The organism is Streptomyces sp. NPDC040610 (genome assembly GCF_055594065.1).
In genome coordinates this window covers 209,665-235,342 of sequence record NZ_JBVIXA010000005.1, presented here as the reverse complement: position 1 = coordinate 235,342, position 25,678 = coordinate 209,665, and the positions used below count along the sequence as shown (strand labels likewise).

The following is a 25,678-nucleotide window of genomic DNA, read 5'->3' as shown; positions in this document are numbered from 1 at the left end:
CCCGGGACCGGCGGACCCGGATCCCAGATCTGACGAACCGTCATATGCATTGACGGGCCGACATGCTAGGACCCGGGGGCGCGGTTGCCCAGGGCCGTGACGCGCCCGTCCCGGCAGGACCCCGAGCCCTTCGCCTCCGCAGGCGGCCTCCCACCCTCCCCCGAATCTGATGTACCGTCAGATCCATGGCCGTTGACACTGGTTCACGCCGCCCCCGGGGCACCCGCGGTCCTGGTCGCCGGAAGGTCGCCGTCGTAGGAGTGGCCCTCTCGGACTGCGGGCGGGTCGACGACGCGACGGCGTACGCGCTGCACGGGCAGGCGGCCCGGCGCGCGCTCGCGGACTCCGGGCTCGGCCGCGAGGTCGTCGACGGGATCGCGTCGGCGGGCCTCGGGACGCTGGCGCCCGTCGAGGTGGCCGAGTATCTGGGCCTGCGTCCGCGCTGGGTGGACTCGACGTCCGTGGGCGGCTCGACCTGGGAGGTCATGGCGGCGCACGCGGCCGACGCGATAGCCGCGGGGCACGCCAACGCCGTCCTGCTCGTGTACGGCTCCACGGCCCGCGCCGACCTCAAGGCGCGGCGGCGCACGGCGAACCTGTCCTTCGGGGCACGCGGACCGCTCCAGTTCGAGGTCCCCTACGGGCACACCCTGATCGCCAAGTACGCGATGGCGGCGCGCCGCCACATGCACGAGTACGGGACGACGCTGGAGCAGTTGGCGCGGGTCGCCGTGCAGGCACGGGCGAACGCGGCGGCGAACCCCGAGGCGATGTACCGCGACCCGATCACCGTCGACGACGTCCTCACCGGACCGATGATCGCGGACCCGTTCACCAAACTGCACTGCTGCCTGCGCTCCGACGGCGGCTGCGCGGTACTGCTCGCCGCCGAGGAGTACGTGGCGGACTGCGCGAACCCGCCGGTGTGGGTGCTCGGCTCCGGCGAGCACATCTCGCACACCACGATGTCCGAGTGGGAGGACTTCACGGTGTCCCCGGCGGCCGTCAGCGGACGCCTCGCGTTCGAACGTGCCGGTGTCGGCCCCGCGGACGTCGACATCGCCGAGATCTACGACGCCTTCACGTACATGACCCTGGTGACCCTGGAGGACCTGGGCTTCTGCGCCAAGGGCGAGGGCGGCGCGTTCGTGGAGAAGGGACGGCTCCTGCGGGACGGCGAACTGCCGACCAACACCGACGGCGGCGGACTCTCCGCCCAGCACCCCGGGATGCGGGGCCTGTTCCTGATCGTGGAGGCGGTACGGCAGTTGCGCGGGGAGGCGGGGGAGGCACGGCAGGTGCGGAGGGCCGGGGGTCGGCTGCCGGAGGTGGCGGTGGTGTCGGGGACGGGTGGGTGGTTCTGCTCTTCGGGGACTTTGGTGTTGGGGAGGTAGGTGGGGTGGAGTGAGTTGGGTGGGGTGGGGTGGGGTTAGTGGGGTGAGGTGATTGGGGTGGGTGGGGCCGGTGGGTTGAGTGCGGGGCCTCACAATTCCCTTGCCCTAAGGGGTGTTTCAGGGTCGGGCCAGGGCTGTCCCTGATCATCGCGAGGGCGAATCGGCGGAGCCTTGAGGCATGGCTACTTCTTCCGCTGCTCCGTGTTCTTCGTCGTCCGCTTCCCGCTCTGCTTCCCCCCTCGCCTCCCCGACCGCTTCCTCGTCCGTGGCGGGGCTCCGGCCCTCCCGCAGGACCCTCGTCCGGGGTGCGGTCGCCGGGGGTGTGCTGGCGGCGACGGCGGGGACAGCGGCGACAGGACCCGCCTTCGCGGCCGGGTCTGCGGGACGTGCCCCGCGTGGGGGTGACGACTTGGCGCCGCTGGATCCGGCGGCGCTGCGGGCGGCGATAGCGGACCTGTCCCACCCTCGGGCGACGGCGGCGCACCTGCGGGTGGCCGACGCGGGGGCAGCGGGCGGCGCGGGCAGCGGCTCGGGCGGCGTGGGCCCGGACGGAGTGGGCCCGGGCGGATCGGGGGACTCGGGCACTTCCTGGTACGGGACTTCGGGTGTCGCCGACCTCGCGACGGGCCGGAAGATCGGCCGCCACGACCGCTTCCGGATCGGCAGCATCACGAAGGTGTTCGTGGCGACGGTCGTGCTGCAACTGGCGTACGAGGGCAGGCTCCAGCTGCACGCACCGGTCCAGCGGTACCTGCCCGGCCTGCTCCCCGACACCTACGCGCCGGTGCGGATCACGCACCTCCTCACACACACCAGCGGCCTGCCGAGCGAGAGCGGCCCGGACGTGCCGGACCTGTCGACGCCGGAGGCGGTGGACGCGCACCGCCACGACCGCTGGACGCCGGAGCGCCTCCTGTCGACGGTCACGCGCGAGCGCCGGATGAAGTTCCGCCCGGGCAGCGCGCAGGAGTATCGCGGCACGAACTACGTCCTCCTGGCCCTGCTGATCCGCGAACTCACGGGCCGCTCGCACGGAGCGGAGATACACCGCCGAATCACCCGTCCCCTCGGCCTGACGGAGGTCACGTCGCCGGGCCACGACTCCCGCATCCACGGCCCCCACGTCCGTGGCTACTTGGAGATGACGGACGGCCGCCTCAAGGACTTCACCGAGTACGACCAGTCGTACTCGTGGGGCGAGGGCGAGCTGATATCCACCGGCGACGACCTGGACCGCTTCCTGGCCGCGCTGTTCGCGGGCCGCCTGCTCCCGCCGCACCTGCTCCGGCTCATGCACACGCTCCCGCCGGAGGACGTACGGATGGTGGACGGCTCCCCGGCGCGCTACGGCGCTGGCCTGCAGACGGCCACGGTCAACGGCGTCCCGCTGTGGGGCAAGACGGGCGAGCAGTACGGCTACGCGTCGGCGGCGTTCTCGACGGTGGACGGGCGGCGGAGGTTCGTCCTGTCGTACAACCCCGTCGGGGCGAGTGCGGCGGGGCGGCCGACGATGACCCAGCGGGTCGCGGAGGCGGTGACGCGGCGCCGTGCGTGAGGGAGCCCCCGCTCCCCCACACACGCCCAGGCCGGGTCAGTCCTGGTGCAGTTCGTTGCGGCCGGAGCCGCCCTTGAGCTTGTCGGTGCCGGTGCCGCCCCACAGGACGTCGTCACCGCTGTTGCCCCACAGCGTGTCGGGGCCCGCGCCGCCGTACAGCTTGTCGTTGCCCTTGCCGCCGTAGAGGGTGTCGGGGCCGGCCTTGCCGCGCAGGACGTCGTTGCCGTCCTCGCCGTGGAGGTTGTTCCCCTCGCCGGTGCCGGAGAGCGTGTCGTTCCCGGGGCCGCCGAAGCAGTCCTGGCCGCAGTTGACCAGGGTGTCGTTCCCGGCGCCGCCGTACGAGCCGAAGCCCTTGGGACCGCCGCCGCCGTCGAGGTGGTCCTTGCCGTCGTCGCCGTGGAGCATGGCGTTCGCGGAGCCCTTGAGTCGGTCGTCGCCCTTGCCGCCGTGGACCCGGCCCCATGCCTCGCCGTCCGCGGGCAGGGTCGCGGTGTCGTCGCGGTCGCCGAGGTCGACCTGGAAGGTGTCCGAGTCGTCGGAGCCCAGGGGGACTTCGAAGGCGCACCGGACGACGGTGCGGTCGCTCGGCGAGGGGTACGCACACTCGTCCCACTCGGCCGCGGCGGCGCTGATGGTGATGGCGGCGCGGTCGCGGAAGGTGACTTCGAAGTACTGCTCGAACTCGCCGCGGCTGACGATCTTCTCGTCGACCTTCAGCTGGTTCTTCTGTCCGGGGGTGGCCCGGTAGAGGAGCTCGTCGCCGTCGTGGACGAGGCGGGCGGAGGTCGTCGGGGCGGCCTGGGCGGTGGGCGCCGCGAGGGCGGCCCCGCCGAGGGCGAGGACGAGGGAGGCGGTGGCGGTGATGGTCCTGTAGGTGCGCATGCGGAAGTGCCCTTCGGGATGTCAGTGCGCTGTGGTGCTTTCGGTACATCCCGTTAGACCAGAGGCATATGAAGGGAGTTGTGTAGTTGATCATGAACATAGGCGGTCTGCGCCGTTGCCGGGACATGGACGCGGTGGCAGGGGCTTGCGACGGGGATGTGGACGTAGGGCGCGCGGCGGGGATGGAGGCGCAGCGGTGAGGCTTGCGACGGGGACGGGGGTGGGTGGGACGACAATTCCCCCATGACGACACCCACGCCCGAGTCCCGGCCCGAGTCCCCCGCCACGTCCGCGTCGGAGTTCCGGCGGCTGCTTCGCGCCCAGAAGGTGTGGGACGTGCGGCTGCCGGAGTTCGACGAGCTGCTGCCGGAGTTCGAGCCGGAGGAGGCGCCGCCCGCTCCGGTGGACCTGTTCCACCGGTGGTTCGCGGAGGCCGCGCGGGCGGGGCAGCCGGAGCCGCACACGATGGGCCTGGCGACGGTGGACGCGGCGGGCGACCCGGATGTGCGGACGGTGATGCTGCACGACGCCGACGACGAGGGCTGGCACTTCGCTACGCACGCGACGAGCGTCAAGGGCCGACAGCTCGCGGCGCACCCGTACGGGGCACTGCACTTCTACTGGGCGGCGCGAGGACGCCAGGTCAGGGTGCGCGGCCCGGTGCGGACGGCCCCGCACGCCGAGGCCCTGGCCGACCTGCACGCGCGGTCGGCGGGGGCGCTGGCGGCGGCGCTCGTGGGGCGGCAGAGCGAAGTGCTGACGGCGTACACGGAGTTGGAGCGGGCCTCGGACGCGGCCTGGGAGCGGGCCGCGCGGGAACCGGACGCCGACGCGCCGAGCTGGACGCTGTACGTACTGGTGCCGCAAGAGGTGGAATTCTTCCAGGGAGACGCGCGGAGGCGGCATGTGCGGCTGCGCTACCGTGCGGCTGGAAACGGGGGCTGGGCAAGGGAGTTGATGTGGCCGTGACGACCCACGAGGAACCCGTGGTGGAACTGCGCCCCGCGACACCGGCCGATGTGGCGGCCATCGCTCGGATCTGGCACGAGGGCTGGTCCGACGGCCATCTGGGCAACGTACCGGCGGCGCTGGTGGCGGTGCGCACGGCGCAGTCGTTCGGGCTGCGGGCGCCGCAGCGGGTCGCGGACACGGCGGTGGCGATCGTCGGCGGCGAGGTGGCCGGTTTTGTGATGGTGGTCGACGACGAGGTGGAGCAGGTGTACGTCGACGCGGCCCACCGGGGCACGGACGTGGCCCGCGCGCTCCTCGCCGAGGCGGAACGCCGGGTGGCGGCCAGGGGCTACGCCCGCGCGTGGCTGGCGGTGGTCAACGGCAACGCGCGGGCCCGCAGGTTCTACGAGCGCAGCGGCTGGACCGACGAGGGCCTGTTCGAGTACTTGACGGCGAGCGACAGCGGGCCGATCCATGTGCCGTGCCACCGGTACGTGAAGCGGGTCGCGGCCTCCTGAGCGCCCGGCCGGGCGGACGCCGCGCTACGCCGCGCCCCGGGGCCGGAACACCGGTACCGTCACGCCCTCGGCGTGCTCCCGGAACGTGACCTGGAGCGGGAGGCCGGGGCGCGGGGCGAGGCGGGTGCCGTCGTCGGGGGCGACGAGTTCCGTCATCATGCGGGGGCCCTCGGCGAGGTCGACGACGGCGGCCGTGTAGGGGACGCGGGTGCCGAAGGGCGGCAGGTCGTTCCGGTGGACCACGGACCAGGTGTAGAGGGTGGCTCGGCCGCTCGCGCGCTCCCAGGTGACGTGCTCGCTCCAGCAGTGCGGGCAGAACTCGCGCGGGTAGTGGTGGGCGCGGCCGCAGGCGGGGGCGTGGCAGCGCCGGACGAGCAGGTGGCCCTCGGCGGCGGCGTCCCAGTAGGGGCGGGTGAAGGGGTCGGGTTCGGGGAGGTCGAAGCGCAGGGCGGTGGTGTTGGTGGTGGGGGCGGTGCCGGCGGCGCCGGTACTGGTTCCGGCGGCGGGGCGGTCCGCACGGCCGCCGGCCGGGGCCACCTCACGCCCGGGGTCCGGGGCTGCCGCCCGCCCGGGATCCGGGGCCACCTCACGCCCAAGCCCCGCCCCCTCCGCCCCGCTCACCGGAGCACCCCGCACCCGCACCCAGCCACGACCCCCGCACCCCCGGCACGCCCCACACCCCCAGCGGCCCCGGCACGCCCCGCACCCCCCTCGAACCAGCCCTTCTCCCCCACACCCCGCCCACCCGCCGACCACCACGGCCCGAGCCCGACACCGGGCGCACCGAGTCCTCCGACCTCACCGAGCCAGACGTTGTCCATGCCGCGACGACCTCCCCAGTTCTCCGCAGTTCTCCGCATCAACGCCCGTCGGCCCCCACCCCTGGCGCCGCATACGCCTCGGAGGGGGATGTTCCGGGCAAGGAACAAGCCTTTCTGACGGTACGTCAGTTCAGCGCACCGGGCGGCGGGGCGCAAGACGGGGGCAGGGTGGAGCCCGGGAACACGTGATCGGATCGCAACCGGTTTCGGACTTGTCCGTCACCCATCAAGTGACGGCGTGGTTACTCTCCAGAACATGGCCGACTCCACCACCCCCCAAGCGCGCCGCGACCAGCGCCCCGCGCCCGGCCGCCCGGCCGACGACCATCCGGTGTACGTCATCGGCGGCGGCCCCGGCGGTCTCTCCGTGGCGGCCGCCCTGCGCGCACGCGGCGTACGCGCCGTCGTCCTGGAGAAGTCCGACCGCGTAGGAGCCTCCTGGCGCACCCATTACGACCGTCTCCGCCTGCACACCACCCGCCGCCTGTCCGCGCTGCCCGGCCTCGCGATGCCGCGCTCCTTCGGCCGATGGGTCGCGCGCGACAACGTGGTCCGCTACCTGGAGAAGTACACGGAGCACCACGAGCTGGAAGTCGTCACCGGTGTGGAGGTCTCCCGCCTGGAGCGCACCGCCGACGGCGCGGGCTGGCTGCTGCACGCCACCGGCGGCCGCGAGCTGACCGCCAGCGCGGTCGTCGTCGCCACCGGCTACAACCACACCCCGCACCTCCCGGACTGGCCGGGCCGCACCACGTACACCGGCGATCTGCTGCACGCGAGCGACTACCGCGAGCCCACCCCGTACGCGGGCAAGGACGTGCTCGTCGTCGGCGTCGGCAACACCGGCGCGGAGATAGCCGTCGACCTGGTCGAGGGCGGCGCGGCGCGGGTGCGGCTCGCGGTGCGCACGGCGCCGCACATCGTGCGCCGCTCCACCGCCGGATGGCCGGCGCAGCGCTCCGGCATCCTGTGCCGCAGGCTGCCGGTGCCCGTGGTCGACCGCCTGGGCCGCGTCATCGCCAAGGTGAGCGTGCCCGACCTGGCCGCGCGCGGCCTTCCGCGACCGGACACCGGCCTGTACACACGGGTCCGCGAGGGTGCCATCCCGGTGCAGGACGTCGGCCTGATCGACGCCGTCCGCAAGGGGCGGGTCGAGCCCGTGGCCGCCGTCGAGTCCTTCGAGGACGACAAGGTGGTCCTCGCGGACGGCACCCGCGTCGGCCCGGACACCGTCATCGCCGCCACCGGCTACGTCCGCGCCCTGGAGCCCCTGCTCGGCCACCTCGGCGTACTGGACGACCGGGGCCGCCCCCGCGTGCACGGCCCGCGCACCGCCCCCGGGGCCCCCGACCTGTACTTCACCGGCTTCACCAACCCCATCAGCGGGATGCTGCGCGAACTGGGCAGGGACGCCGGGAGGATCGCCGGGGCGGTGGCGAAGCGCCGTAAGTAACCGGCCAGTTCGCTTCCGCACCCTTGGCACGGGCGGGCTTCTGCGGTTCCGTGGTGGTACCGGTGTTACCGGGCGTACGCGCATGTCGCACCCACCCCAGCAGCCCCACGTACCACCACACGACCTACGGCCTCACGCAGCTCACAACTTCACCGCACCAAGGCAGCTCCCTGTGCCACGGCAAGTCGGCCTCCCCCGCGCCGTCGTACAAAACCCGCAGCCCCATTCCTGACACAGCGTCAGTTCAGTAATCTGACTATGCGTCAGTTATGTTGCTGTCACACAGGAGCGGGCGGACCGATGCTTGGATCGACATACGGCACCTTCACCTCCGACCCCCGTCGCGCCCGCGCGGTGGCCTGCGGCAACCTGCCCGCCGCCACCGTCCACGGCCGCGCCGCCGCGACCGGCGACCTGGACGTCGGCGGCCGACCGCTGGCCGCCGACGTACCCGACCTCGACCGCTTCTTCCGCCCCGAGTCGGTCGCCGTGATCGGCGCGTCGGACGCGGAGGGGCGGCCGAACACCGGCATCACGCGCCAGCTCGTGGCGTGGGCGGAGCGCGTCGGAGCGCGTCTGCACCCGGTGCACCCCACCCGCCCGGCGGTGTTCGGCAGGCCCTGCTTCCCGTCCGTGGCCGACCTGCCCGAGCCGATCGACCTCGCCGTACTCCTGATCAGTGACCCGCTGCCGGTGATCGAGGAACTGGCCGAGGCGAAGGTGAAGTTCGCGGTGGCGTTCGCGTCCGGCTTCGCGGAGACCGGCGAGGCGGGCGCGCTCGCGCAGGAGCGGCTCGCGGCGGCCGTCAGCCGCTCGGGCATGCGCCTGCTCGGCCCGAACACCAACCTCAACGCCTTCGAGCGGTTCCGCGACGACCTCGAAGGCCCGGCCATCGCCCTCATCACCCAGTCCGGCCACCAGGGCCGCCCCCTCTTCACGCTCCAGGAGCTGGGCGTACGCCTCTCGCACTGGGCGCCGACGGGCAACGAGGCGGATCTGGAGACGGCCGACTTCCTCTCGTACTTCGCCGAGCGGCCCGAGGTGGGCGCCATCGCCTGTTACGTCGAGGGGCTCAAGGACGGCCGCTCGTTCCTGCTGGCCGCGGACCGGGCGGCGCGGCGCGGGGTGCCGGTGGTCGCGGTGAAGGTGGGCCGGACGGAGACGGGGGCGCGCACGGCGGCCTCGCACACCGGGAAGCTGACCGGGGCGGACGCGGTGGTGGACGCGGCGATGCGGCAGTACGGGGTGATCCGGGTCGACGGCCTGGACGAACTCCAGGACACGGCGACGCTGTTGGCGCGGGCGCGGCCGCCGCGGGCCGACGGAGTGGTCGTGTACTCCATCTCCGGCGGCACCGGCGCGCACTTCGCCGACCTGGCCACCGAGGCGGGTCTGTCCCTGCCGACGCTCTCCGCCGCCAAACAGGACGAACTCCACGACTGGATCCCGCACTACCTGAACGTCGCCAACCCCGTCGACAACGGCGGCCACCCCGTGGGCGACTGGCGCGGCCGCAAGATCATCGGCGCGATCCTGGCGGACCCGGAGGTCGGCGTCCTCATCTGCCCCATCACGGGCCCCTTCCCGCCGATGAGCGACAAGCTGGCGCAGGACCTGGTGGACGCGGCGGAGCAGACGGACAAGCTGGTGTGCGTGGTGTGGGGTTCACCGCTGGGTACGGAGGCGGCGTACCGCGAGACGCTCCTCGGCTCGTCCCGCGTGGCCACGTTCCGCACCTTCGCGAACTGCGTCGGCGCCGTGCGCGCCTACCTCGACCACCACCGCTTCACCGCCTCCTACCGCTCCCCCTTCGACGAGGCGCCGCGCGCGGTCTCCCCGTCCTTCCGCAAGGCACAGGCGCTGCTTCGCCCGGGCCAGCGGCTCAGCGAGCACGCCGCGAAGCAGCTCCTTCGGGCGTACGGGATCCGGGTGCCGCGCGAGCAGTTGGTGACCAGCGCGGCGGCGTCGGTGCGGGCGGCGGGCCTCGTCGGCTACCCGGTCGTCATGAAGGCGTCCGGCACCCGCATCGCCCACAAGACCGAACTCGGCCTGGTCAAGGTCGGCCTCACCTCCGCGAGCCAGGTCCGCGACGCCTACCGCGACCTCACCGACATCGCCCGCTACGAAGGAGTCGACCTCGACGGCGTCCTCGTCTGCCAGATGATCGAACGCGGCGTCGAGATGGTCGTCGGTATCTCCCCCGACCCCCTCTTCGGCCCCACCGTCACGGTCGGCCTCGGCGGCGTCCTGGTGGAGGTCCTGCGCGATGTGGCCGTGGGCGTCCCCCCGTTCGGCGAGGAGGAGGCCCGCCGCATGCTGTCCTCCCTGCGCGGCCGGGCCCTCCTCGACGGCGTCCGCGGCGCGCCACCGGCCGACCTGGACGCCCTGGTCGAGGTCGTCCTGCGGGTCCAGCGCATGTCCCTTGAACTGGGCGACACCCTGGCGGAGCTGGACATCAACCCCCTCCTCGTACTGCCACGGGGGCAGGGAGCGGTGGCGTTGGACGCGTTGGCGGTGTGCCACTGATGACCACCGCCCCCCTCCTCCACACCGTCACCCCCAACGGCGTCTCCTGGATCACCCTCAACCGCCCGGAGGTCCTGAACGCGATCACGGCGGAGCAGCGCGACGACCTGATCGCCCTCCTCGACGAGGCCACCACGACCCCCTCCATCCGAGCGGTGGTCCTCACGGCCACGGGCAAGGGCTTCTGCACGGGCGCCGATCTGCGCGCCCCCGGCACGCCCCCACCCGCCGCCGAACCCACGGCGGGCGACATCTCCCGCACCCTCCGACAGGGCGCCCAACGCCTCATCACGTCCATCCTGGACTGCGAGAAGCCCGTCCTCGCGGCGGTGAACGGCACCGCGGCGGGCCTCGGCGCCCACCTCGCCCTGGCCTGCGACCTGGTCCTCGCCGCGGAGTCGGCCCGCTTCATAGAGATCTTCGTACGCCGCGGCCTGGTCCCCGACGGCGCGGGCGCCTACCTCCTCCCCCGCCTGATCGGCCCCCAACGCACGAAGGAACTCATGTTCTTCGGCGACGCGCTCTCCGCCACGGAAGCGGCCCACCTGGGCCTGGTCAACCGGGTCCTCCCGGACGCCGACCTGGAAAAGACAACCCACACCTGGGCCGACCGCCTGGCCGCGTCCCCCACCCGCGCCCTGGCCCTCACCAAGCAGTTGGTCAACGCGTCCCTGGACTCGGACCGCGCGGCTGCGCTGGCGGCGGAGGCCGCGGCGCAGGAGATCAATATGGGGTCGGCGGATGCGAGGGAGGGGGTGGCGGCGTTTGTGGAGCGGAGGGGGGCTGTGTTTTGGGGGAGGTGAGGGGGGTGTGGTGGCGTTCTGCGTTCCGGTGGAGCAGCGCGAGCGCCAGCAATGGGGTTGCCTCAGCCCTGCTTTGCGAGGGCAGGGGCGAAACCCCGCACACCCCCTTGGCGGGAGGGGCCCTTCACTTTTCGTTCGTCAGCCTCGGCGTGCCGCACCCTCTGGCCACACGACATCGACGGCAAGCCCCTCGGCGCGTGCTTGCTCGACCGTGTCGGCCGTGCCACCCCCCTTGCCGGAGGGCGGAGTACCGTCCCACACCGCGACGAGCCGGTCGCCACGGCGCAGCAGCTCACCGTTCGCCGACTCGTACGCCTGCCGGTTCGCGGTCTCGTGCGGCATGACGACGACCTCGGCGGCCGCTTCGACGAGACGGTCGAAGGTCTCGACGTGCTGGGGCTTCACCTTCGCCCACCGGTAGTCCTGCGACGGCAGTACGACGACGAGACGGCCCCCGGCAGCGAGCAGTTCCTCGGCAAAGATCGAGTCCGAGCCGGCAGCGATGCACGAGATCCCGACGAGGTCGCCCTCGGTATGCCGGGCGAAGACCTCGCGCAGCGCGTCACGCACGAGCCCGACGCTCTTGTCGGTCAAGTCCATGTGTCCGGTAACGGCGTACGTCGTCATGCCTGTACCCCTCTCATCAGCTCGCCAACAGGCCGCGAACCCTATCCCGTGCCTCCCTCATACCGCGGTTCGCGTCTCGCCCGACGGTGTACGGGTACAGCTCGCCCAGCAGATCGCGTACGCGTTTCGACTGCGTCCGCTCGGCGGCGTCGACTGCTCTGTGCGTCTGGCGGACACCTGACGCGATGTCACCCATCAGGAAGTAGCACTCGGCGAGACCGATGTGGTCCAGTGCGTGACTGCGTCCCGCCTCGGCACCACGATGTTCCAGAGCTGTGCGGATCTTTCCTGCGGCCGTCTCGGCGTACTTGCTCGCGTCTTGCCGCGCGAGGTCGAGCAGCCGACCGCCGGTGACCCCGGCGAGTTCGGCCTCGTCGAAGTAGGCGATCCAGAAGGGCGCATCAGCCCTCTTCGCTTCGTGAAGCACTTCGGCCGCCCGCAGGGTCGCGCGCTGGAACGCCGCTACGCGTCCCATCGCGGCGTACGCCCACGCCTCACGGGTGTGGAGCATGGCCCGCACCTGGGGGCCGACCTTTCCGCGGGCGCCGTCCTGGGCCAGCCGAACGAGGTCACCCGCGTCCTTCGGACGGCCACGACAGAGCATCTGGCGCGCCATTCCGGCGATCACATTCGTGCCGAACTCGACGTCACCGGCCGCGTGTGCGGCGCGCAGAGCGAGAAGGTAGTACCTCTGTGCGTCCCGTTGCATGCCCGAGTCCCAAGACATCGTCGCGGCCATGCCCGCGAGCTGCGCCATGACGCCGAGCAGACGTCGCTCGATCACCGACGTCTGATGACCGTCGAGCGCGTCCGACACCTCAGCGAGCTGCCCGATCACCGCCTTCCGACGCAGCCCGCCCCCGTACGCGTGATCCCACTCCCGGAACTTGCGAGCTGTCGATTCAAGCTCGCCGCACTCCCGTGCACCAAGCCGCCCACGGGGCAGGGCGACGGGGACGGTGACGTTCGGCGCGTCGAGAGGCAGGAGCCACCCCTCCAGTGGCTCGAGCAGAGCGGCGCCACCAACTGCGGCCGCGGCGATCGCCTTCGACGCCGCGCGACGATCCATCACAAGGTCACTCCTGGTCATGCGCGTGGCCATGCTCACTGTGATCTCGCGCCGCCATGGCATGTCGTCGATCTCGTCGACCGACGGTCCCTCGACGATTGCCTCCTCGGCTTCCTCTGCTCCCCCTGACTCCCAAGGGCGTTCCGCGAGCCCGAGCAGCTTGCCGGGAATTCGTAACCCGTCGGCGATCCGCGAAACCACTTCGAAACTCGTGATCTGCTGCGCACCCTTAATGACCTGCGAAACCTTGCCGGGCGTAAGCGAACACGCTGCCGCGATCCTGTTCTGAGAGATGCCACCGTATTTCTTCAACAGCATGAAGAGAGCGGCGAAGTCGTGTTCCGCGAGGGCGCACTTCACATCGACCCGTTCGAGGATTCCGGCGGGCAGCGGACCGGGGTTCGTGGCGTTCATGGCGGCAACTTCCGCAGCAGGGTAGGCACAGCAAAGCAAGATTCCACGAGTGGAACGAGTGTATTACCGCCTCGGTAACACCCGCCGGTCATCCCGGAGTTGCACGCACAGGACGACCCTCGATGGTGAACGGAACAGACGACCCCGGCGACAGCGCGAACGGTCCCGGGGCGTGGCCGACCATTGAGGAGTCGATATGGGCGAGGCTATGGCCCCCACGCCAGGCCCGAGAAGCAGCGCACGGGAGCAGAGTGCGAACCGCGGCGCCATCGCCGACTGGCTCGCGAGAGCCCATTCGTCCCCCCGCGAGGCCGTGACCGAGTGGGCGAACAGGGGTGTCTCGCTGCTGCCTCTCGGCGTGCGGTTCGACGCGGTACGCGTCCCGGCATCGCGCATCCACCGCTCCGTGTGCAGTGAAGATCCGACGGCGGTGGCTGCCGCGCTCGACGACTGGCTCTGTGGGCCTGTCGTCCGCGACCTGCGGGCGTCCAGCGGTGACTACTACGTACTCGTGGCACCAGGAGCCGAGTGGAATGGCACGGAGGAACGCCTCGGCAAGGGCAGCTTCCTCGTCGTTCCGCGCATCGGAAACCTCTCGATGATCACTCACTGGGTCGTACCCCCGCGACACCCCGGGAACCTCTGCTCCACGGCCCGCCTGCGCGCGCTGCTCACGCTCGCCGAGGCCCTGGACGCGCCCGAGTCATGACCGTCACCGACGGCGCGGCGTCACGCGCGGAGGAGCTGTACCGAATCCACCTCCGCCATCTCGACGACTGCCTGGTGTGCCGCAAGGGCGTCGAGTGCGGCCAGGGCGTGCGCCTGCGCCGGGCTGTGCGCGCGGCGCGGCTCGCCGCCGACACGGGGCGGCCCCGGTGGACGTGACCGACGTGGCCGAGGCCGTACGAGCCTTCCTCGTCCCCGCTGCGGACACCCTCACCGTCGAGCAGCGGTAGGGGCAACGTGTACGTGTAGTGCCCGGACGTGATCCTGCCCGGCGAGGGGGTGAGCCTCGGCGGAGCCTATGACTGCCATCCGCACGCCTGCCCGCCGTGCCACGAAGCCCAGGGTGCGGCTCTGGCCACGCACCTCGACTGGAACGGGCACGTCACGCACTGCACGATCTGCCGGACCGGCCCGTGCGAGACGACCCTGACGATGAAGTACGAGGCCATGCGGGCGCGGGAGCGAGCGGGGTGGGGAGCGGCCTACTGCGCGTGCTGCCAGCGCCCGTTCGGCCCCGGCGAAGGGTTCATGCCCCACATCTGGCTCGGCGCGTCCCGCGTGGTGCTCTCCCTCGTGCACACCGGCCCGTGTGGGTTGCCCCGGGTCTCCGACAAGTACTGAGGGCCCCTCGATGGACGAATGGCGACCGCCGGAGCGGCGCGAACGATAGGAATAGGGTTGCCTGAGGCGTAAGACCGACGACAATTCCTGTTGGCTAGTTGGCGTATGCGCCATACACGCGGGGTGTGGATTTGTGGTGACAGGAGGGAATGTCGGAACCCACAAGGCGGCCCACCAGGACCAGACGCCGCCAAAGTGGAAAGTGAGAGTGGCCATCCCGGAGAGGTGCGCGGCGAGTATCCAGCCGGAATCGTCTCCTGCCCGGACCATGGGCCCACTTCCCCTCTGATTAACCACGGCCAGAACCTTTCCATGCACTAAGCAGGAGGGAACGGTTCTTAGCGGTCCTCAGAACCCTGGCTGCCGATCCGTGGCACAGGCCGAAAAGGACCCAACTGAGGCCGCTGCTTCTTCCAGAGATAGCGATGCCACCGCTTTACGCACCACACAGCAAATGCGATCGGCACGAAAGACATCATTGTGGGGACCGCTGGCGGAAGCCAAGGCCAAAAGGAAAATGGCCACACTGTAGCGACGACGATGGGGAGCACGACACTGAGGCCAAGCAGAAGTGCCCCCCATACGTCGTCAACCCGAGACCACCATGATTTGCCCTGCAGGTACGGTTCGAACCGCATCATTATGGAAAGCGCCAGCGTCGTAACCGGCGCCAGCAGCCATGGAGATGCGGGCATGCCACGGTTTCCGAAGCATTCACCAATCAAGGTTGCGGGGATGTACGCAGGAAGCAGGAACATGCCCATATAGACGGCTGCTGACGCCACATTCCCGAGGTCATCGTCCGAGTCATCAACCTGCCCGCCTGAGGCATGTTTCACGGTGGCCTTATCCTCTCACCCTGGCTACAGGCATGCCTCCGCTAACGCAGGAAGGCCCGTAGAGTTGACTATCAGGTTAGCGATGTCATCGTCGATGTGACCAGGGTACTTCTTGTGCTTCAGGTATGCCCAAACGGCTTTCGCTATCTTCTTGCCATTCTTGACGATTTTATACACCTTGGCGATGCCGATTCCATTCTCGGCAGCGAATTTTGCCACTGCGGTAGTGCACTGGAACCATCCTCGCGCGGCGGGTTCAGCAGTGGAATTCCGTTTCAGGAATTCCACTACCTCCTGGAGCGCCCCCTGATCACCTGCCTCAACACGCTGGATGAGCGACTCAGGGATCGAGCCGATGAGGTCCAGCGCCTTCTGGATCGCAGCCTCACCTGCCTCGTCGCTAATTCCGGACAGATCGAGACGGGACTCGATGTTTCCAGCACCCTGGACCGCGACTGCAAGTGTTGATGCGCTCGATTCTTGTGTGCGATCGGCAGCAAAGGCCGGCCCGGAAATCACCGTACCAATCATTGCTGCGGCCACGAGAGCAGCAGTGCCCGCCCCTAAACGGCGGCGGCGAGTCCAGTATGACGACATGACGCTCCTTCGAGTCTCAATTTCAGACGCAGAGCGAATCATGAACCGAAATGAGATCGATCCAGTTCGTTCAGACGGGACCCGACACTACTCGGCTTTTCGAGCGAGATGAATCAGAAAAATCCGATATACTGACAGGGATTCCATTTCACCTCTCTATATCCCAGCGAATCGATCGCTTCATGGTGAGTCGCAGGCACCACGCGTAGGGACAAGATGGAATGCCTGAAGGCCTCGGACCGCACCTCTGCAGCGAGGTCCTTCGCTATCCCCGCCCTCGCTGAAGAAGCCACCGAGCCCGCCGCCGGACCCGCCCCGCAGCTACTGAGCTTGAACTTGGGTTGTCGTAATTGCTGACAGAGCTTGATCCTCGCGGTGCGCCGTCTGTCATGAGGTATGCGCAGGGCGGCGGTCTGTCGGACGAGCGTCGGCAGTTCCGCGAGGGGATCAGGCCGCGGGCGGCCGAGCGGTTCGCCCAGGTTGAGCGAGGCCCACTTCGCCTAGCTGGAGGCGGAGTTGGCCAAGGGACCGGTCGCGCACGGCTGGCCGGACCAGCGGTGGACGCTGTCGAGGGTCAAGACCGTGATCGGACGGCGCTTCCACAAGAGCTACACCCCGCAAGGGGTGCGCAAGCTGCTGATCCGGCACGGTTTCTCCTGCCAGATCCCGGCGAGGAGAGCCGTCGAACGCGACGAGGAGGCGATCTGCGGCTGGGTGAAGGAGACCTGGCCGCAGGTGGAAGGACCGCGGCGGCGCTCGACGCATGGGTCGTCTTCGAGGACGAGTCCGGCTTCTCGATGACGCCGCCGACCGCCCGCACCTGGGCCAGGCGCGGACGCACCCCCGTCATCCGGGTGCGCGGCCGCTCGCGGCGCCGCATCTCCATCGCCGCCCTGACCTGCTGCAAGCCGGGTGAACGCTCTCGGCTGATCTACCGGCCTCGTCGCGACGACGGCCGGCGCGGCTGGCTGTCCAACACCGCCTTCACCACCCCCGAGCACCTCATCCAGACCATCCGCCACGGCATGCGAAAGACCCAGTACCGCCCCCACCTCATCGACGGATGCCTCGCCGGAACCGGCCTGGCCCTCACGCCGACGACATCAGTGAGTTCAAGCTCAGTAGCCGCCGCACAGAGCCGCAGGTCGCGGCCTGTGGTCCCCGCGCGTGCGGGGGTAGCCCCCAGGTCAAGTGGGGGGCCCGGGCAGCCTCTCCGTGGTCCCCGCGCCTGCGGGGAAGGCAGCCCCACCCCCTCACCAAACAGACCCTCCCCAGCACGCTGACAAGATGGACGAATGGCAACGAAATCCGGGACCCCCTCACCCCCCGGCCCCCACACCCCGCCCCCCTGGACCACCCCAGGCCCGCCCGGCCCCGGCCCCGTCCACGACGACCTCCTCGCCACCAAAGCACTCCTCTACGACCCCCTCGGCCTCACCTGCTCCCAGCCGACCCCCGAACCCGAGAGCGCCGAGTACGGGGCGCATGCCTTCACGCTGGACGGGCTGGACGTGCGGTTCCGTGTGGCCAAGACGACGCCCACCAAGGTGGGGCAGTTCGTCACCGTGTGGCAGCGATCCGAGGAAGGGCCGATCCGGCCGTTCGACGACGCGGACGGCGTCGATCTGTTCGTCGTCAGTTGTCGTGACGGGGACCGGTTCGGGCAGTTCGTGTTCCCGCGCGATGCGCTCCGGCGGCGCGGCATCGTGTCCCACGGCGGCGTGGGCGGGAAGCGGGCCTTCCGGGTCTATCCGCCATGGGTCACCACCAGCAGCCGTCAGGCGGGGAGCACGCAGGTCTGGCAGCAGGCCTTCTTCCTGTACGTGCCCGAGGGCGGCGGCCTGGACTCCGAGCGGGCCCGGAAGCTGTACCACCCGTAGGCGCGGGCCAGTCCGGCGTTGCCCCAGGGCTTCCGATCTGACGGATCGTCAGGTTCACTGGAAGCATGATGGGACACGCAGGGATGGCCGCCACCGTCGTCCGGTACCTGAGGTCGGTCGGAGCCCCGACCGCCGCCGCCCAGCCGGTCGAGGCGCTGCCCCGGCCACATCTGCGGGCCGTCCGCGAGGACGAGCGCGCGCCGGTCGACGCGGCCGAATTCCGCCGGGTGCTGGGGCACTTCGCGACCGGCGTGACCGTGGTGACCGCCCCGGCCGCGCCCTCGGCTGCCCCGGCCGCACCCTCCACCTCCTCGGCCGCCCCGGCCACCCCCTCGGCTGCCCCGGCCAACCCCTCGACCACCCCGGCCGCACCCTCGGCCACCCCCTCCGCCCCTGCGGGCCCCGCAGGCTTCGCCTGTCAGTCCTTCGCCTCCCTCTCCCTCACCCCGCCCCTCGTCTCCTTCATGGTCGCCCGCTCCTCCACCACCTGGCCCCGCATCGCCCGCGCGGGCGTCTTCTGCGTGAACGTCCTGGGGGCCGACCAAGGCGACCTGTGCCGTGCCTTCGCGGTCAGCGGGGCGGACAAGTTCGCGGGCGTCGACTACGACGCCGCCCCCGTCACCGGGTCGCCCCGGCTCGCGGGCGCCCCGGCCTGGATCGACTGCGTCGTGCACGCCGTGCACACCGGCGGCGACCACCTCATCGTCGTCGGCCGCGTGGAGGCGCTCGGCACCGCCGAAGGTGCCGACGAGGACGGCCGGGAGGGTGCCGCCGCGCCCCTCCTCTTCCACCGCGGCGCCTTCGGCGGCTTCACGCCCCACGGCGCCCACGGCGGGAAGTAGGCACCGCACGCCGCGGAACAGGCCCCCTCACACCACCAACTCCCCACCCCCCACCCCCCTCCGCCGAATCACCAACACCATCAGCGCCGCCGCCGCACACAGCGCCCCGGACGCGTACCAGACCACGTCGTAGCTCCCGAAGACGTCCCGCGCCACCCCGCCGAGGAACGCGACCACCGCCGCGCCGACCTGGTGCGACGCCAGGACCCAGCCGAAGACGATCGCGCTGTCCTCGCCGTAGTGCTCGCGGCACAGCGCCAGCGTCGGCGGCACCGTGGCGACCCAGTCGAGGCCGTAGAAGATGATGAAGAAGATCATCGGCGGGTGCACGGTCGGCGCGAGCAGCATCGGCAGGAAGAGGAGCGAGATGCCGCGCAGGCCGTAGTAGACCGCGAGCAGGCGGCGGGACTCGAAGCGGTCCGTCAGCCAGCCGGAGGCGATCGTTCCGACCACGTCGAAGACGCCGATGACCGCGAGCAGCGACGCCGCCGCGGTGATCTGCATGCCGTGGTCGTGCGCGGACGGTACGAAGTGCGTGCGGATCAGGCCGTTCGTCGAGGCGCCGCAGATCGCGAACGAGCCCGCGAGCAGCCAGAACGGCCCCGTCCTCGCCGCGTCCGCGAGCACCCGCAGCGTCCGCCGCGCCGCGCCCCGCGTGGGCTCCGGCTTCGGCGTGAACTCCCCTCCGTACGGGGCGAGTCCGACGTCCGCCGGATGGTCGCGCAGCAGCAGCCACACGAACGGCACCACGACCAGCGCGGCAAGCGCGACCGTCACCGACGCCGGGCGCCACCCGTGCTCGTCCACGATCCACGCGCACAGCGGCAGGAACACCAGCTGGCCGGAGGCCCCCGCCGCCGTCAGGATGCCCGTGACCAGGCCGCGCCGCGCCACGAACCAGCGGTTGGTGACCGTCGCCGAGAAGGCGAGCGCCATCGATCCGGTGCCGAGGCCGACGAGCAGGCCCCAGTAGAGCATCAGCTGCCAGCTCGCCGTCATCCATACGCTGAGCAGCGCGCCCGCCGCGACCAGGCTCAGCGCCGCCACCACGACCTTGCGGATGCCGAAGCGGTCCATGAGCGCGGCGGCGAACGGCGCGGTCAGGCCGTACAGCGCCATGTCGATCGAGACCGCGAAGCCGATCTCGCCGCGCGACCAGTCGAACTCCTCGTGCAGCGGGTCGATGAGCAGGCCCGGCAGGGAGTTGAAGGCGGCGCCGCCGATGATCGTCACGAAGGCGACGGCGGCGACGAACCAGGCCCGGTGGATACGGAACTTCCGGGTCCGGCCACTGCCGCCGCCCTCCCGCGGCTGCGGCGACTGCGACGGCTGCGAGTGCGGCTGCGACGGCTGCGAGTGCGGCTGCGACCGCGACGGCCGCGCCTGCGCCTGCGACTCCTGCGGCCGCGGCGACTGCGGCGGCTTCGACAGCTCCGGCCCAGCGTTCCGCACCCGCGGATCGGTTGTCTCGTTCACGTCACACAGCATCCGCAGCAGCGGCCCCCGCCATCGAGTGGCCCAAAGGACAGCATTCGCTAGGATCGGGCCATGAGCGAAGCCCGGGAGCGAACCGCGGAGCAGCGGGAGCGAACCGCCGAGCAGGCGGAGCAGCACGCGCCGACGCGGCGCCACCGCGTCGTCGTCCTCGCCCTCGACGGCGTCATCCCCTTCGAGCTGGGCATCCCGCAGCGGATCTTCGGTCGGGCGCGGAACTCCGCGGGTGATCGGCTGTACGACGTCGTCACCTGCTCCGCCCGGCCGCCGGGCCCCGTCCGCACAGACGCGGACTACGCGATCCTCGTCGAGCACGGCCCGGAGGCCCTCGCCGAGGCGGACACGCTCGTCGTCTCCGCCTCGTACGAGCTGGGGCCCGTGTACGAGGAAGGCCGCCTCACCGACGAACTGGCCGCCGCCCTCGCCCACCTGAGGCCCGGCGCCCGCCTCGTCTCCATCTGCACCGGCAGCTACGTCCTGGCCGCCGCGGGCTGGCTGGACGGGCGGCCCGCGACCACGCACTGGTCCTCGGCGGACCACTTCCAGCGGCTGTTCCCGCGGATCAAGGTCGACGCGGACGTGCTGTTCATCGACGACGGCGACGTGCTGACCTCGGCGGGGGTCGCCGCGGGCCTCGATCTGTGTCTGCACCTGGTACGCCGTGACCACGGCACCGGGGTCGCCAACGAGGTGGCCCGGCGCACCGTCGTACCGCCGCATCGCGACGGCGGGCAGGCCCAGTACATCCAACGACCCATCCCCGAGCCCCAGTTGGCGACGACCACCATGGCGCGGGCGTGGGCGCTCGGCCGGCTGCACGAGCCGATCCAGCTGCGGGACATGGCCGAGCAGGAGGCGATGTCCGTGCGCACCTTCACGCGGCGCTTCCGCGAGGAGGTCGGGGTCAGCCCCGGGCAGTGGCTGACGCGGCAGCGGGTGGAGCGGGCGCGGCACCTCCTCGAATCCAGCGACCTGTCGGTCGACCAGGTCGCGCGGGACGCGGGGTTCGGTACGGCGCAGTCGATGCGGCAGCACTTGCAGGCGGCGCTCGGCGTGACGCCGACGGCGTACCGTCGGACGTTCCGGGCGGAGGACACACGCCAGGACCACTGACGGCGCGCCCGCCGACAACCCGCCGACAATGGGCGCACGGCCAGCACAGCGACCGAAGAACGAAGCGCGACGCACGAAGCGCGACGCACGAACATCGGGGAGGCGCCGACCATGTACGCGATATCCCTGGGAGCCGACGGTGCGGAGCTGCGCCCGTTGGAGCCCTGGCAGGCCGAGGAGTTCCTGGCCCACATCGACCGGGGGCGGGAGTTCATCGGGCAGCACAACGGCCTGCCGGACGTCGTCCACGACCTGGCCTCCGCTCGGGCCTACCTCCAGGCGTACGCCGACAAGGCCGCCACCGACACCGGCCGGATCTGCGGCATCCACCTGGACGGCGAGCTGGTCGGCGCGGTGATCCTGCGCACCATGGACGTGGCCCAGGGCACCGCCGAGGCGGGCTGCTGGCTGGAGCCCGCGGCGGCCGGCAGGGGCCTGGTGACCCGGGCCGCCCGCGCCCTCATCGACTGGGCCGTCGAGGACCGCGGCATCCACCGCGTCGACTGGTGGGTCTCCTCGGCCAACACCCCCAGCATCGCCGTCGCCCGCCGCCTCGGCATGACCCGCGACGGCATCCTCCGGGAGAGCTATCTGTACCGGGGGCAGCGGCACGACGAGGAGATCTGGTCGGTGCTCGCGCCGGAGTGGCGGGCGGCGAAGTCGGCGCCCGCGCCGAGAGGTTGAGCCCCGACCACGGGCAGGGGCGCCCGTGGTCCCCGCCACATGCGGGGGTGTTCCGCCCAACAAGGCGGAGGGGACCGCGTGGGAGTGGTGGTCCCCGCACCTGCGGGGCGACGAGCCAGGGCCCACAGGCCCAGATGGCATGGCCGACCCAGCGCCCGCGCGGGGCGCCGCTCCCCGTCCCGGGCCGCACCCCACACCCTCCCCCCAGCCTTCAGCACCTCCGCCCCGACCCGGAGCCCTCCGCGTCCACCGCACCGTCGGCCGCACCCACCGCACCGTCCACCGAACGGTCCCCCGCACCACCCCCCGAACCCGCCGCGATCCCCCCACCGCCCACAGGCCCGGGCCGCACCTCCGCCAGGGTCCCCACCAGGGTCAGGACGACCGTCAGCGCGACCCCCGCCAGGATGGCCGTCGACGGGGTCGTGACGCTGAGGAGGCCCCCGGCCATGGACCCGCTGACGGCGTAACCCGCCCCCACCGCCGCGTACATCAGGGAATAGCCCGCCGCCAGCGCGCTCGGGGGCAGGACCTCGCGCAGGGTCAGGTTGCGGGTGAGCATCGAGCCCGCCTGGAGGAAACCGGCGCAGGCGAGGCCGACGGCCAGCCACGTGGCTGTGGGCAGGACGGCGACCGCGGCCAGGCAGCCGCTGACGCCGAGCATGCACACCAGGCTCTGCGTGCGCAGCCGTCCGGGCCACTTCCGCAGCCCGTACACGAACGACCCGGCCGCCGAGCTGACCGCGAGACCCGCGAGGAGCGGGCCCGACATGCCGACGGATATCTCGCGCTGCTCCAGGAGCGCGGGCAGCACCAGCTCGGCGAGGGCGAGCAGGGAAAGGCCCGCCGCGCCGGTCACGTACACCGGCCAGGCGCGGGCCATGATGCGCAGCATCGGCTCGCCGTCCCGGTCGGACTCGTCCGCCTTCCAGCCGACGGGCAGCAGCCAGAGACCGGCCACGGAAAGCCCCATCAGGACGGCGGCCAGAAGCAGGGGCAGGCCGGGTGCCACGCCGAGCGCGAGGCCCGTGACGGCCGCGGGCGCGACGGCCCATATGCCGAAGACCAGGACGGACTCGGCGGACATGGCCTGCGCCACGGCCCGCTCCGGGACCAGGCTGTTGAGCAGCGCGCGCAGCCCGCCGGGCGCCGCGCCGGGGGCACCGCCCGCGACGAACGCGCAGGCCGCGAGCACCACGGCGGGCGCGTCCGGCAGCGCGCCGAGGACCGCGAAGCCCACCGCGCCCACGCCGAGGCCGACGGCCAGCTGCGGCCGCGCCCGCTCGGCCCGCATCCGCATGCCGAGGAGCGCGGCCCCCGCGATCTCGCCGATCACGTACACCGCGGCCAGGATCGCGCCCAGCGCGTACCCGCCGTCCCGCTCGCGGACCAGGAACACCACGGCGAGCGGCGCCATGGCCACGGGCATCCGGGCGCCCACGGCCACGGCGGCCCAGGCGAGGGTCCCCCGCGACGCGATCTCGCGATAGCTCATGCGTACGAAGGTAGGACACGCCACTGACATCGCCCCACGGCTTTTCCCTCGGGGCGGAGGGGGCCGGAACCCGGCTACGACGACAGCGGCGTCAGAACACCAGCACCCCCCGAGCCACCCTCCCCACCTCCGCGTCCCGCCGCGCCACCGCGAACTCCTCCACCGGATACGTCCGCGTCACCAGCTCGTCCAGGAGCAGCCGCCCGGCCAGGTACAGGTCGGCGTACAGCGCGAAGTCCCGCTGCGGGCGCGCCGAGCCGTAGCGGCAGCCGAGGATCGACTTGTCCAGGAACAGGGACGAGACGAGGAACGAGGCCTCGGCCGTGGCGGGCGGTACGCCGAGCAGGACGGCCTGGCCGTGGCGGTCGAGGAGGTCGACGGCCTGGCGGATCAGCTCGACGCGGCCGACGCACTCGAAGGCGTGGTCGGCGCCGTTCGGCAGGATGTCCGGCACGCCCTCCGCGGACGGCAGGAAGTGCGTGGCGCCGAACTGCCGCGCCACCGCCTCCTTCTCGGGGTTGGCGTCGACGGCGACGATGGTCGTGGCCCCGGCGATGCGCGCGCCCTGGAGGACGTTGAGGCCGATGCCGCCCGTGCCGATGACGACGACGGAGTCCCCGTACGCGACCCGCGCGCGGTTGAGCGCGGCGCCGACGCCGGTGACGACACCGCAGCCGATGAGGGCCGCCGAGGTCAGCGGGATCTCCTTGGGGATGCGGACGGCCTGCACGGCCTTGACGAGGGTGCGTTCGGCGAACGCCGAGTTCGCGGCGAACTGGTACAGCGGCTTGCCCGCGCGCGAGAACGGCTGTTGGGGCATCCCGATGGCCTTGCGGCACATGGTGGGGCGGCCCCGGTGGCACTGCGCGCAGGCCCCGCAGTTGGCGATGGTGGACAGGGCCACGTGGTCGCCGGGCGCGACGTGCGCGACCCCCGGGCCGACCGCCTCGACGACGCCCGCGCCCTCGTGCCCCAGGACCACGGGCGGCGGGAACGGGATGGTGCCGTCGATCACCGACAGGTCGCTGTGGCACAGCCCGGCCGCCGCGACGGCGACCAGGACCTCCCCGGGCCCCGGGTCGCGTATCTCCAGGTCGTCGACGACCTCGACCCGCACCCCGTCGAACACCACGCCCCTCATGGCGTACCCCTCACCGGCCCCTTGGCCTCTCTCGGCAGTCCGAGCACCCGCTCGGCGATGATGTTCCGCTGGATCTCGTCCGAGCCGCCGTAGATCGTGTCGGCGCGGGAGAACAGGAACAGGCGCTGGAGCGCGTCCAGTTCGTACGGAGCGGCCGCGCTCCAGTCCGTGGGCCCGACGGCGGCGGCCGTCCCGCGCACGGCCATCGCCAGCTCGCCGAGCCGCTGGTGCCAGCCGCCCCACAGCAGCTTCGCGACGCTCGGCGCGCCCGCGACCCCACCGCCGTTGCCCAGCGTCCGCAGCGCGTTCCACCGCATCACCCGCAGCTGAGCCCACTGCCGCACGAGCCGGTCCCGCAGCACCGGATCCGCCGCCGTCCCGCCCCGCAGCGCCTCCCGCACGACCCGCCCCAACTCCTCGGTGAAGCCGATCTGCTGGGCCAGCGTGGACACCCCGCGCTCGAAGCCGAGCAGCCCCATGGCGACCCGCCAGCCGTTGCCCTCGCCGCCGACGACGTGGGCGGCACGCGCGCGTGCCCCGTCGAAGAAGACCTCGTTGAACTCGCTCGTGCCGGTCAGCTGCCGGATCGGCCGTACGTCGACACGGCCGGGCTGGTCCATGGGCAGGAGCAGGAAGGACAGGCCGTGGTGGCGGCGCGACCCGGGCTCGGTGCGGGCCAGGACGAAGCACCAGTCCGCCTCGTGCGCGAGGGACGTCCAGATCTTCTGTCCGGTGATCCGGTACGTCCCGTCGGCGTCCCGCACGGCCGTGGTGCGCAGGCCCGCCAGGTCGGATCCGGCGCCGGGTTCGCTGTACCCCTGGCACCACAGGGTCTCGCCGCGGGCGATGGCCGGCAGGAACTCGTCCTGCTGCTCCTTGCTGCCGTGCGCGAGGAGGGTGGGCGCCAGCAGGTTCTCGCCGATGTGGCCGCAGCGGCCCGGCGCGCGCACGCGCGCGTACTCCTCGGCCCAGACGACCTGCTGGGTCAGCGTGGCCCGCCGGATGCCGTACGCGGACCCGTCGGCGCCCCGGCCCGTGTCCCAGCCGATCCCGATCCACCCGCCCCGCCCCAGCTCCCGCTCCCACGCCCGCCGCACGTCCCCGCGCTCGTGCTCGCTGCCGGGCCCACCGCGCCCCGCGGCCCCCGCGAACTCCCCGGTCAGCCGCTCCTGGAGCCACTCCCGCGCCTCCCGCCGGAACGCCTCGTCCGCGGCCCCGAACTCGAAGTCCACG

Annotated in this window: 23 protein-coding genes and 1 pseudogene; 15 read left to right on the top strand and 9 right to left on the bottom strand. The window is 71.8% G+C overall.

Annotated features, from left to right (window positions below):
* The first annotated feature begins 185 nt into the window (after positions 1-185).
* Positions 186-1,394 carry a thiolase C-terminal domain-containing protein gene (locus ACZ6AA_RS19815; protein WP_471459171.1) on the top strand — a complete coding sequence of 403 codons (1,209 nt, stop codon included), beginning with the start codon at positions 186-188 and terminating at the stop codon, positions 1,392-1,394.
* Between the two features lie 409 nt (positions 1,395-1,803).
* Positions 1,804-2,949 (top strand): serine hydrolase domain-containing protein, encoded by a 1,146-nt coding sequence (locus ACZ6AA_RS19810; protein ID WP_471459169.1) that lies wholly within the window; start codon positions 1,804-1,806, stop codon positions 2,947-2,949.
* A gap of 36 nt (positions 2,950-2,985) precedes the next feature.
* On the opposite strand, the gene ACZ6AA_RS19805 is transcribed toward ACZ6AA_RS19810, so the two are convergent.
* On the bottom strand, positions 2,986-3,831 hold the full coding sequence (locus ACZ6AA_RS19805; protein ID WP_468457176.1) for a calcium-binding protein: 846 nt from the start codon (positions 3,829-3,831) through the stop codon (positions 2,986-2,988).
* Between the two features lie 243 nt (positions 3,832-4,074).
* Between ACZ6AA_RS19805 and ACZ6AA_RS19800 the strand changes: the two genes are divergently transcribed.
* A complete protein-coding gene (locus tag ACZ6AA_RS19800) occupies positions 4,075-4,800 on the top strand; it encodes a pyridoxine/pyridoxamine 5'-phosphate oxidase (RefSeq protein WP_468457178.1) in 726 nt (241 codons plus the stop codon).
* A complete protein-coding gene (locus ACZ6AA_RS19795; RefSeq protein WP_468457180.1) occupies positions 4,797-5,300 on the top strand; it encodes a GNAT family N-acetyltransferase in 504 nt (167 codons plus the stop codon). Before ACZ6AA_RS19800 ends, ACZ6AA_RS19795 begins: the two co-directional genes overlap by 4 nt.
* Positions 5,301-5,324: 24 nt before the next feature.
* Here ACZ6AA_RS19795 and ACZ6AA_RS19790 read toward each other — a convergent pair whose 3' ends face one another.
* Positions 5,325-5,747 (bottom strand): Zn-ribbon domain-containing OB-fold protein, encoded by a 423-nt coding sequence (locus ACZ6AA_RS19790; RefSeq protein ID WP_468457526.1) that lies wholly within the window; start codon positions 5,745-5,747, stop codon positions 5,325-5,327.
* 630 nt (positions 5,748-6,377) lie between these two features.
* On the opposite strand from ACZ6AA_RS19790, the gene ACZ6AA_RS19785 reads away from it, so the two are divergent.
* From ACZ6AA_RS19785 to ACZ6AA_RS19775, 3 genes are all read left to right on the top strand, one after another.
* Entirely contained in the window at positions 6,378-7,574 is a 1,197-nt protein-coding gene (locus tag ACZ6AA_RS19785; protein ID WP_471459166.1) for a flavin-containing monooxygenase, read from the top strand.
* A gap of 300 nt (positions 7,575-7,874) precedes the next feature.
* The gene (locus ACZ6AA_RS19780; protein WP_471459164.1) at positions 7,875-10,100 is read left to right on the top strand and encodes an acetate--CoA ligase family protein; all 2,226 of its coding nucleotides are present in this window, start codon (positions 7,875-7,877) and stop codon (positions 10,098-10,100) included.
* Positions 10,100-10,903, top strand: a complete 804-nt coding sequence (locus tag ACZ6AA_RS19775) for an enoyl-CoA hydratase/isomerase family protein (RefSeq protein ID WP_471459163.1) — start codon at positions 10,100-10,102, stop codon at positions 10,901-10,903. The genes ACZ6AA_RS19780 and ACZ6AA_RS19775 overlap by 1 nt, the downstream gene beginning before the upstream one ends.
* Before the next feature lie 138 nt (positions 10,904-11,041).
* Here ACZ6AA_RS19775 and ACZ6AA_RS19770 read toward each other — a convergent pair whose 3' ends face one another.
* Positions 11,042-11,530 carry a hypothetical protein gene (locus ACZ6AA_RS19770; protein ID WP_468481317.1) on the bottom strand — a complete coding sequence of 163 codons (489 nt, stop codon included), beginning with the start codon at positions 11,528-11,530 and terminating at the stop codon, positions 11,042-11,044.
* A gap of 16 nt (positions 11,531-11,546) precedes the next feature.
* A complete protein-coding gene (locus ACZ6AA_RS19765) occupies positions 11,547-13,013 on the bottom strand; it encodes a hypothetical protein (RefSeq protein ID WP_468481316.1) in 1,467 nt (488 codons plus the stop codon).
* Between the two features lie 208 nt (positions 13,014-13,221).
* Here ACZ6AA_RS19765 and ACZ6AA_RS19760 point away from each other — a divergent pair, with 208 nt between their 5' ends.
* The 3 genes from ACZ6AA_RS19760 to ACZ6AA_RS19750 all read left to right on the top strand — a co-directional run bounded on the left by ACZ6AA_RS19760 (position 13,222) and on the right by ACZ6AA_RS19750 (position 14,360).
* Positions 13,222-13,722: a hypothetical protein gene (locus tag ACZ6AA_RS19760; protein WP_471459161.1), complete on the top strand. Its 501-nt coding sequence runs from the start codon at positions 13,222-13,224 to the stop codon at positions 13,720-13,722.
* Positions 13,719-13,898 (top strand): hypothetical protein, encoded by a 180-nt coding sequence (locus tag ACZ6AA_RS19755; protein WP_468457195.1) that lies wholly within the window; start codon positions 13,719-13,721, stop codon positions 13,896-13,898. Before ACZ6AA_RS19760 ends, ACZ6AA_RS19755 begins: the two co-directional genes overlap by 4 nt.
* A 99-nt stretch (positions 13,899-13,997) precedes the next feature.
* Positions 13,998-14,360, top strand: coding sequence for a hypothetical protein (locus ACZ6AA_RS19750; RefSeq protein ID WP_471459159.1), 363 nt, complete (start codon positions 13,998-14,000; stop codon positions 14,358-14,360).
* An 863-nt stretch (positions 14,361-15,223) separates the two neighbouring features.
* Here the strand turns inward: ACZ6AA_RS19750 and ACZ6AA_RS19745 are convergent.
* Positions 15,224-15,796 carry a hypothetical protein gene (locus ACZ6AA_RS19745; RefSeq protein WP_471459157.1) on the bottom strand — a complete coding sequence of 191 codons (573 nt, stop codon included), beginning with the start codon at positions 15,794-15,796 and terminating at the stop codon, positions 15,224-15,226.
* 389 nt (positions 15,797-16,185) lie between these two features.
* On the opposite strand from ACZ6AA_RS19745, the pseudogene ACZ6AA_RS19740 reads away from it, so the two are divergent.
* The 3 genes and pseudogenes from ACZ6AA_RS19740 to ACZ6AA_RS19730 all read left to right on the top strand — a co-directional run.
* A pseudogene (locus ACZ6AA_RS19740) lies at positions 16,186-16,896 on the top strand (winged helix-turn-helix domain-containing protein); the annotation flags it as partial.
* Positions 16,897-17,091: 195 nt separating this feature from the next.
* A complete protein-coding gene (locus tag ACZ6AA_RS19735; RefSeq protein WP_471459155.1) occupies positions 17,092-17,676 on the top strand; it encodes a MepB family protein in 585 nt (194 codons plus the stop codon).
* 65 nt (positions 17,677-17,741) lie between these two features.
* Positions 17,742-18,518 (top strand): flavin reductase family protein, encoded by a 777-nt coding sequence (locus tag ACZ6AA_RS19730; RefSeq protein ID WP_471459153.1) that lies wholly within the window; start codon positions 17,742-17,744, stop codon positions 18,516-18,518.
* 27 nt (positions 18,519-18,545) lie between these two features.
* Here the strand turns inward: ACZ6AA_RS19730 and ACZ6AA_RS19725 are convergent, their stop codons facing one another.
* Positions 18,546-19,994 carry an MFS transporter gene (locus ACZ6AA_RS19725; protein WP_471459151.1) on the bottom strand — a complete coding sequence of 483 codons (1,449 nt, stop codon included), beginning with the start codon at positions 19,992-19,994 and terminating at the stop codon, positions 18,546-18,548.
* A 72-nt stretch (positions 19,995-20,066) separates the two neighbouring features.
* Here ACZ6AA_RS19725 and ACZ6AA_RS19720 point away from each other — a divergent pair, with 72 nt between their 5' ends.
* Together ACZ6AA_RS19720 and ACZ6AA_RS19715 are read left to right on the top strand one after the other, a co-directional pair.
* A complete protein-coding gene (locus ACZ6AA_RS19720) occupies positions 20,067-21,125 on the top strand; it encodes a GlxA family transcriptional regulator (RefSeq protein WP_471459149.1) in 1,059 nt (352 codons plus the stop codon).
* Between the two features lie 111 nt (positions 21,126-21,236).
* Positions 21,237-21,809 carry a GNAT family N-acetyltransferase gene (locus tag ACZ6AA_RS19715; protein ID WP_471459147.1) on the top strand — a complete coding sequence of 191 codons (573 nt, stop codon included), beginning with the start codon at positions 21,237-21,239 and terminating at the stop codon, positions 21,807-21,809.
* A gap of 211 nt (positions 21,810-22,020) precedes the next feature.
* On the opposite strand, the gene ACZ6AA_RS19710 is transcribed toward ACZ6AA_RS19715, so the two are convergent.
* From ACZ6AA_RS19710 to ACZ6AA_RS19700, 3 genes are all read right to left on the bottom strand, one after another.
* Positions 22,021-23,304 (bottom strand): MFS transporter, encoded by a 1,284-nt coding sequence (locus ACZ6AA_RS19710; protein WP_471459145.1) that lies wholly within the window; start codon positions 23,302-23,304, stop codon positions 22,021-22,023.
* A 91-nt stretch (positions 23,305-23,395) separates the two neighbouring features.
* The gene (locus ACZ6AA_RS19705) at positions 23,396-24,445 is read right to left on the bottom strand and encodes a Zn-dependent alcohol dehydrogenase (RefSeq protein WP_468457210.1); all 1,050 of its coding nucleotides are present in this window, start codon (positions 24,443-24,445) and stop codon (positions 23,396-23,398) included.
* Complete coding sequence (locus tag ACZ6AA_RS19700; RefSeq protein WP_471459143.1) at positions 24,442-25,677, bottom strand: acyl-CoA dehydrogenase family protein; 1,236 nt, start codon at positions 25,675-25,677, stop codon at positions 24,442-24,444. The genes ACZ6AA_RS19705 and ACZ6AA_RS19700 overlap by 4 nt, the downstream gene beginning before the upstream one ends.
* Between the last annotated feature and the right edge of the window lies 1 nt (position 25,678).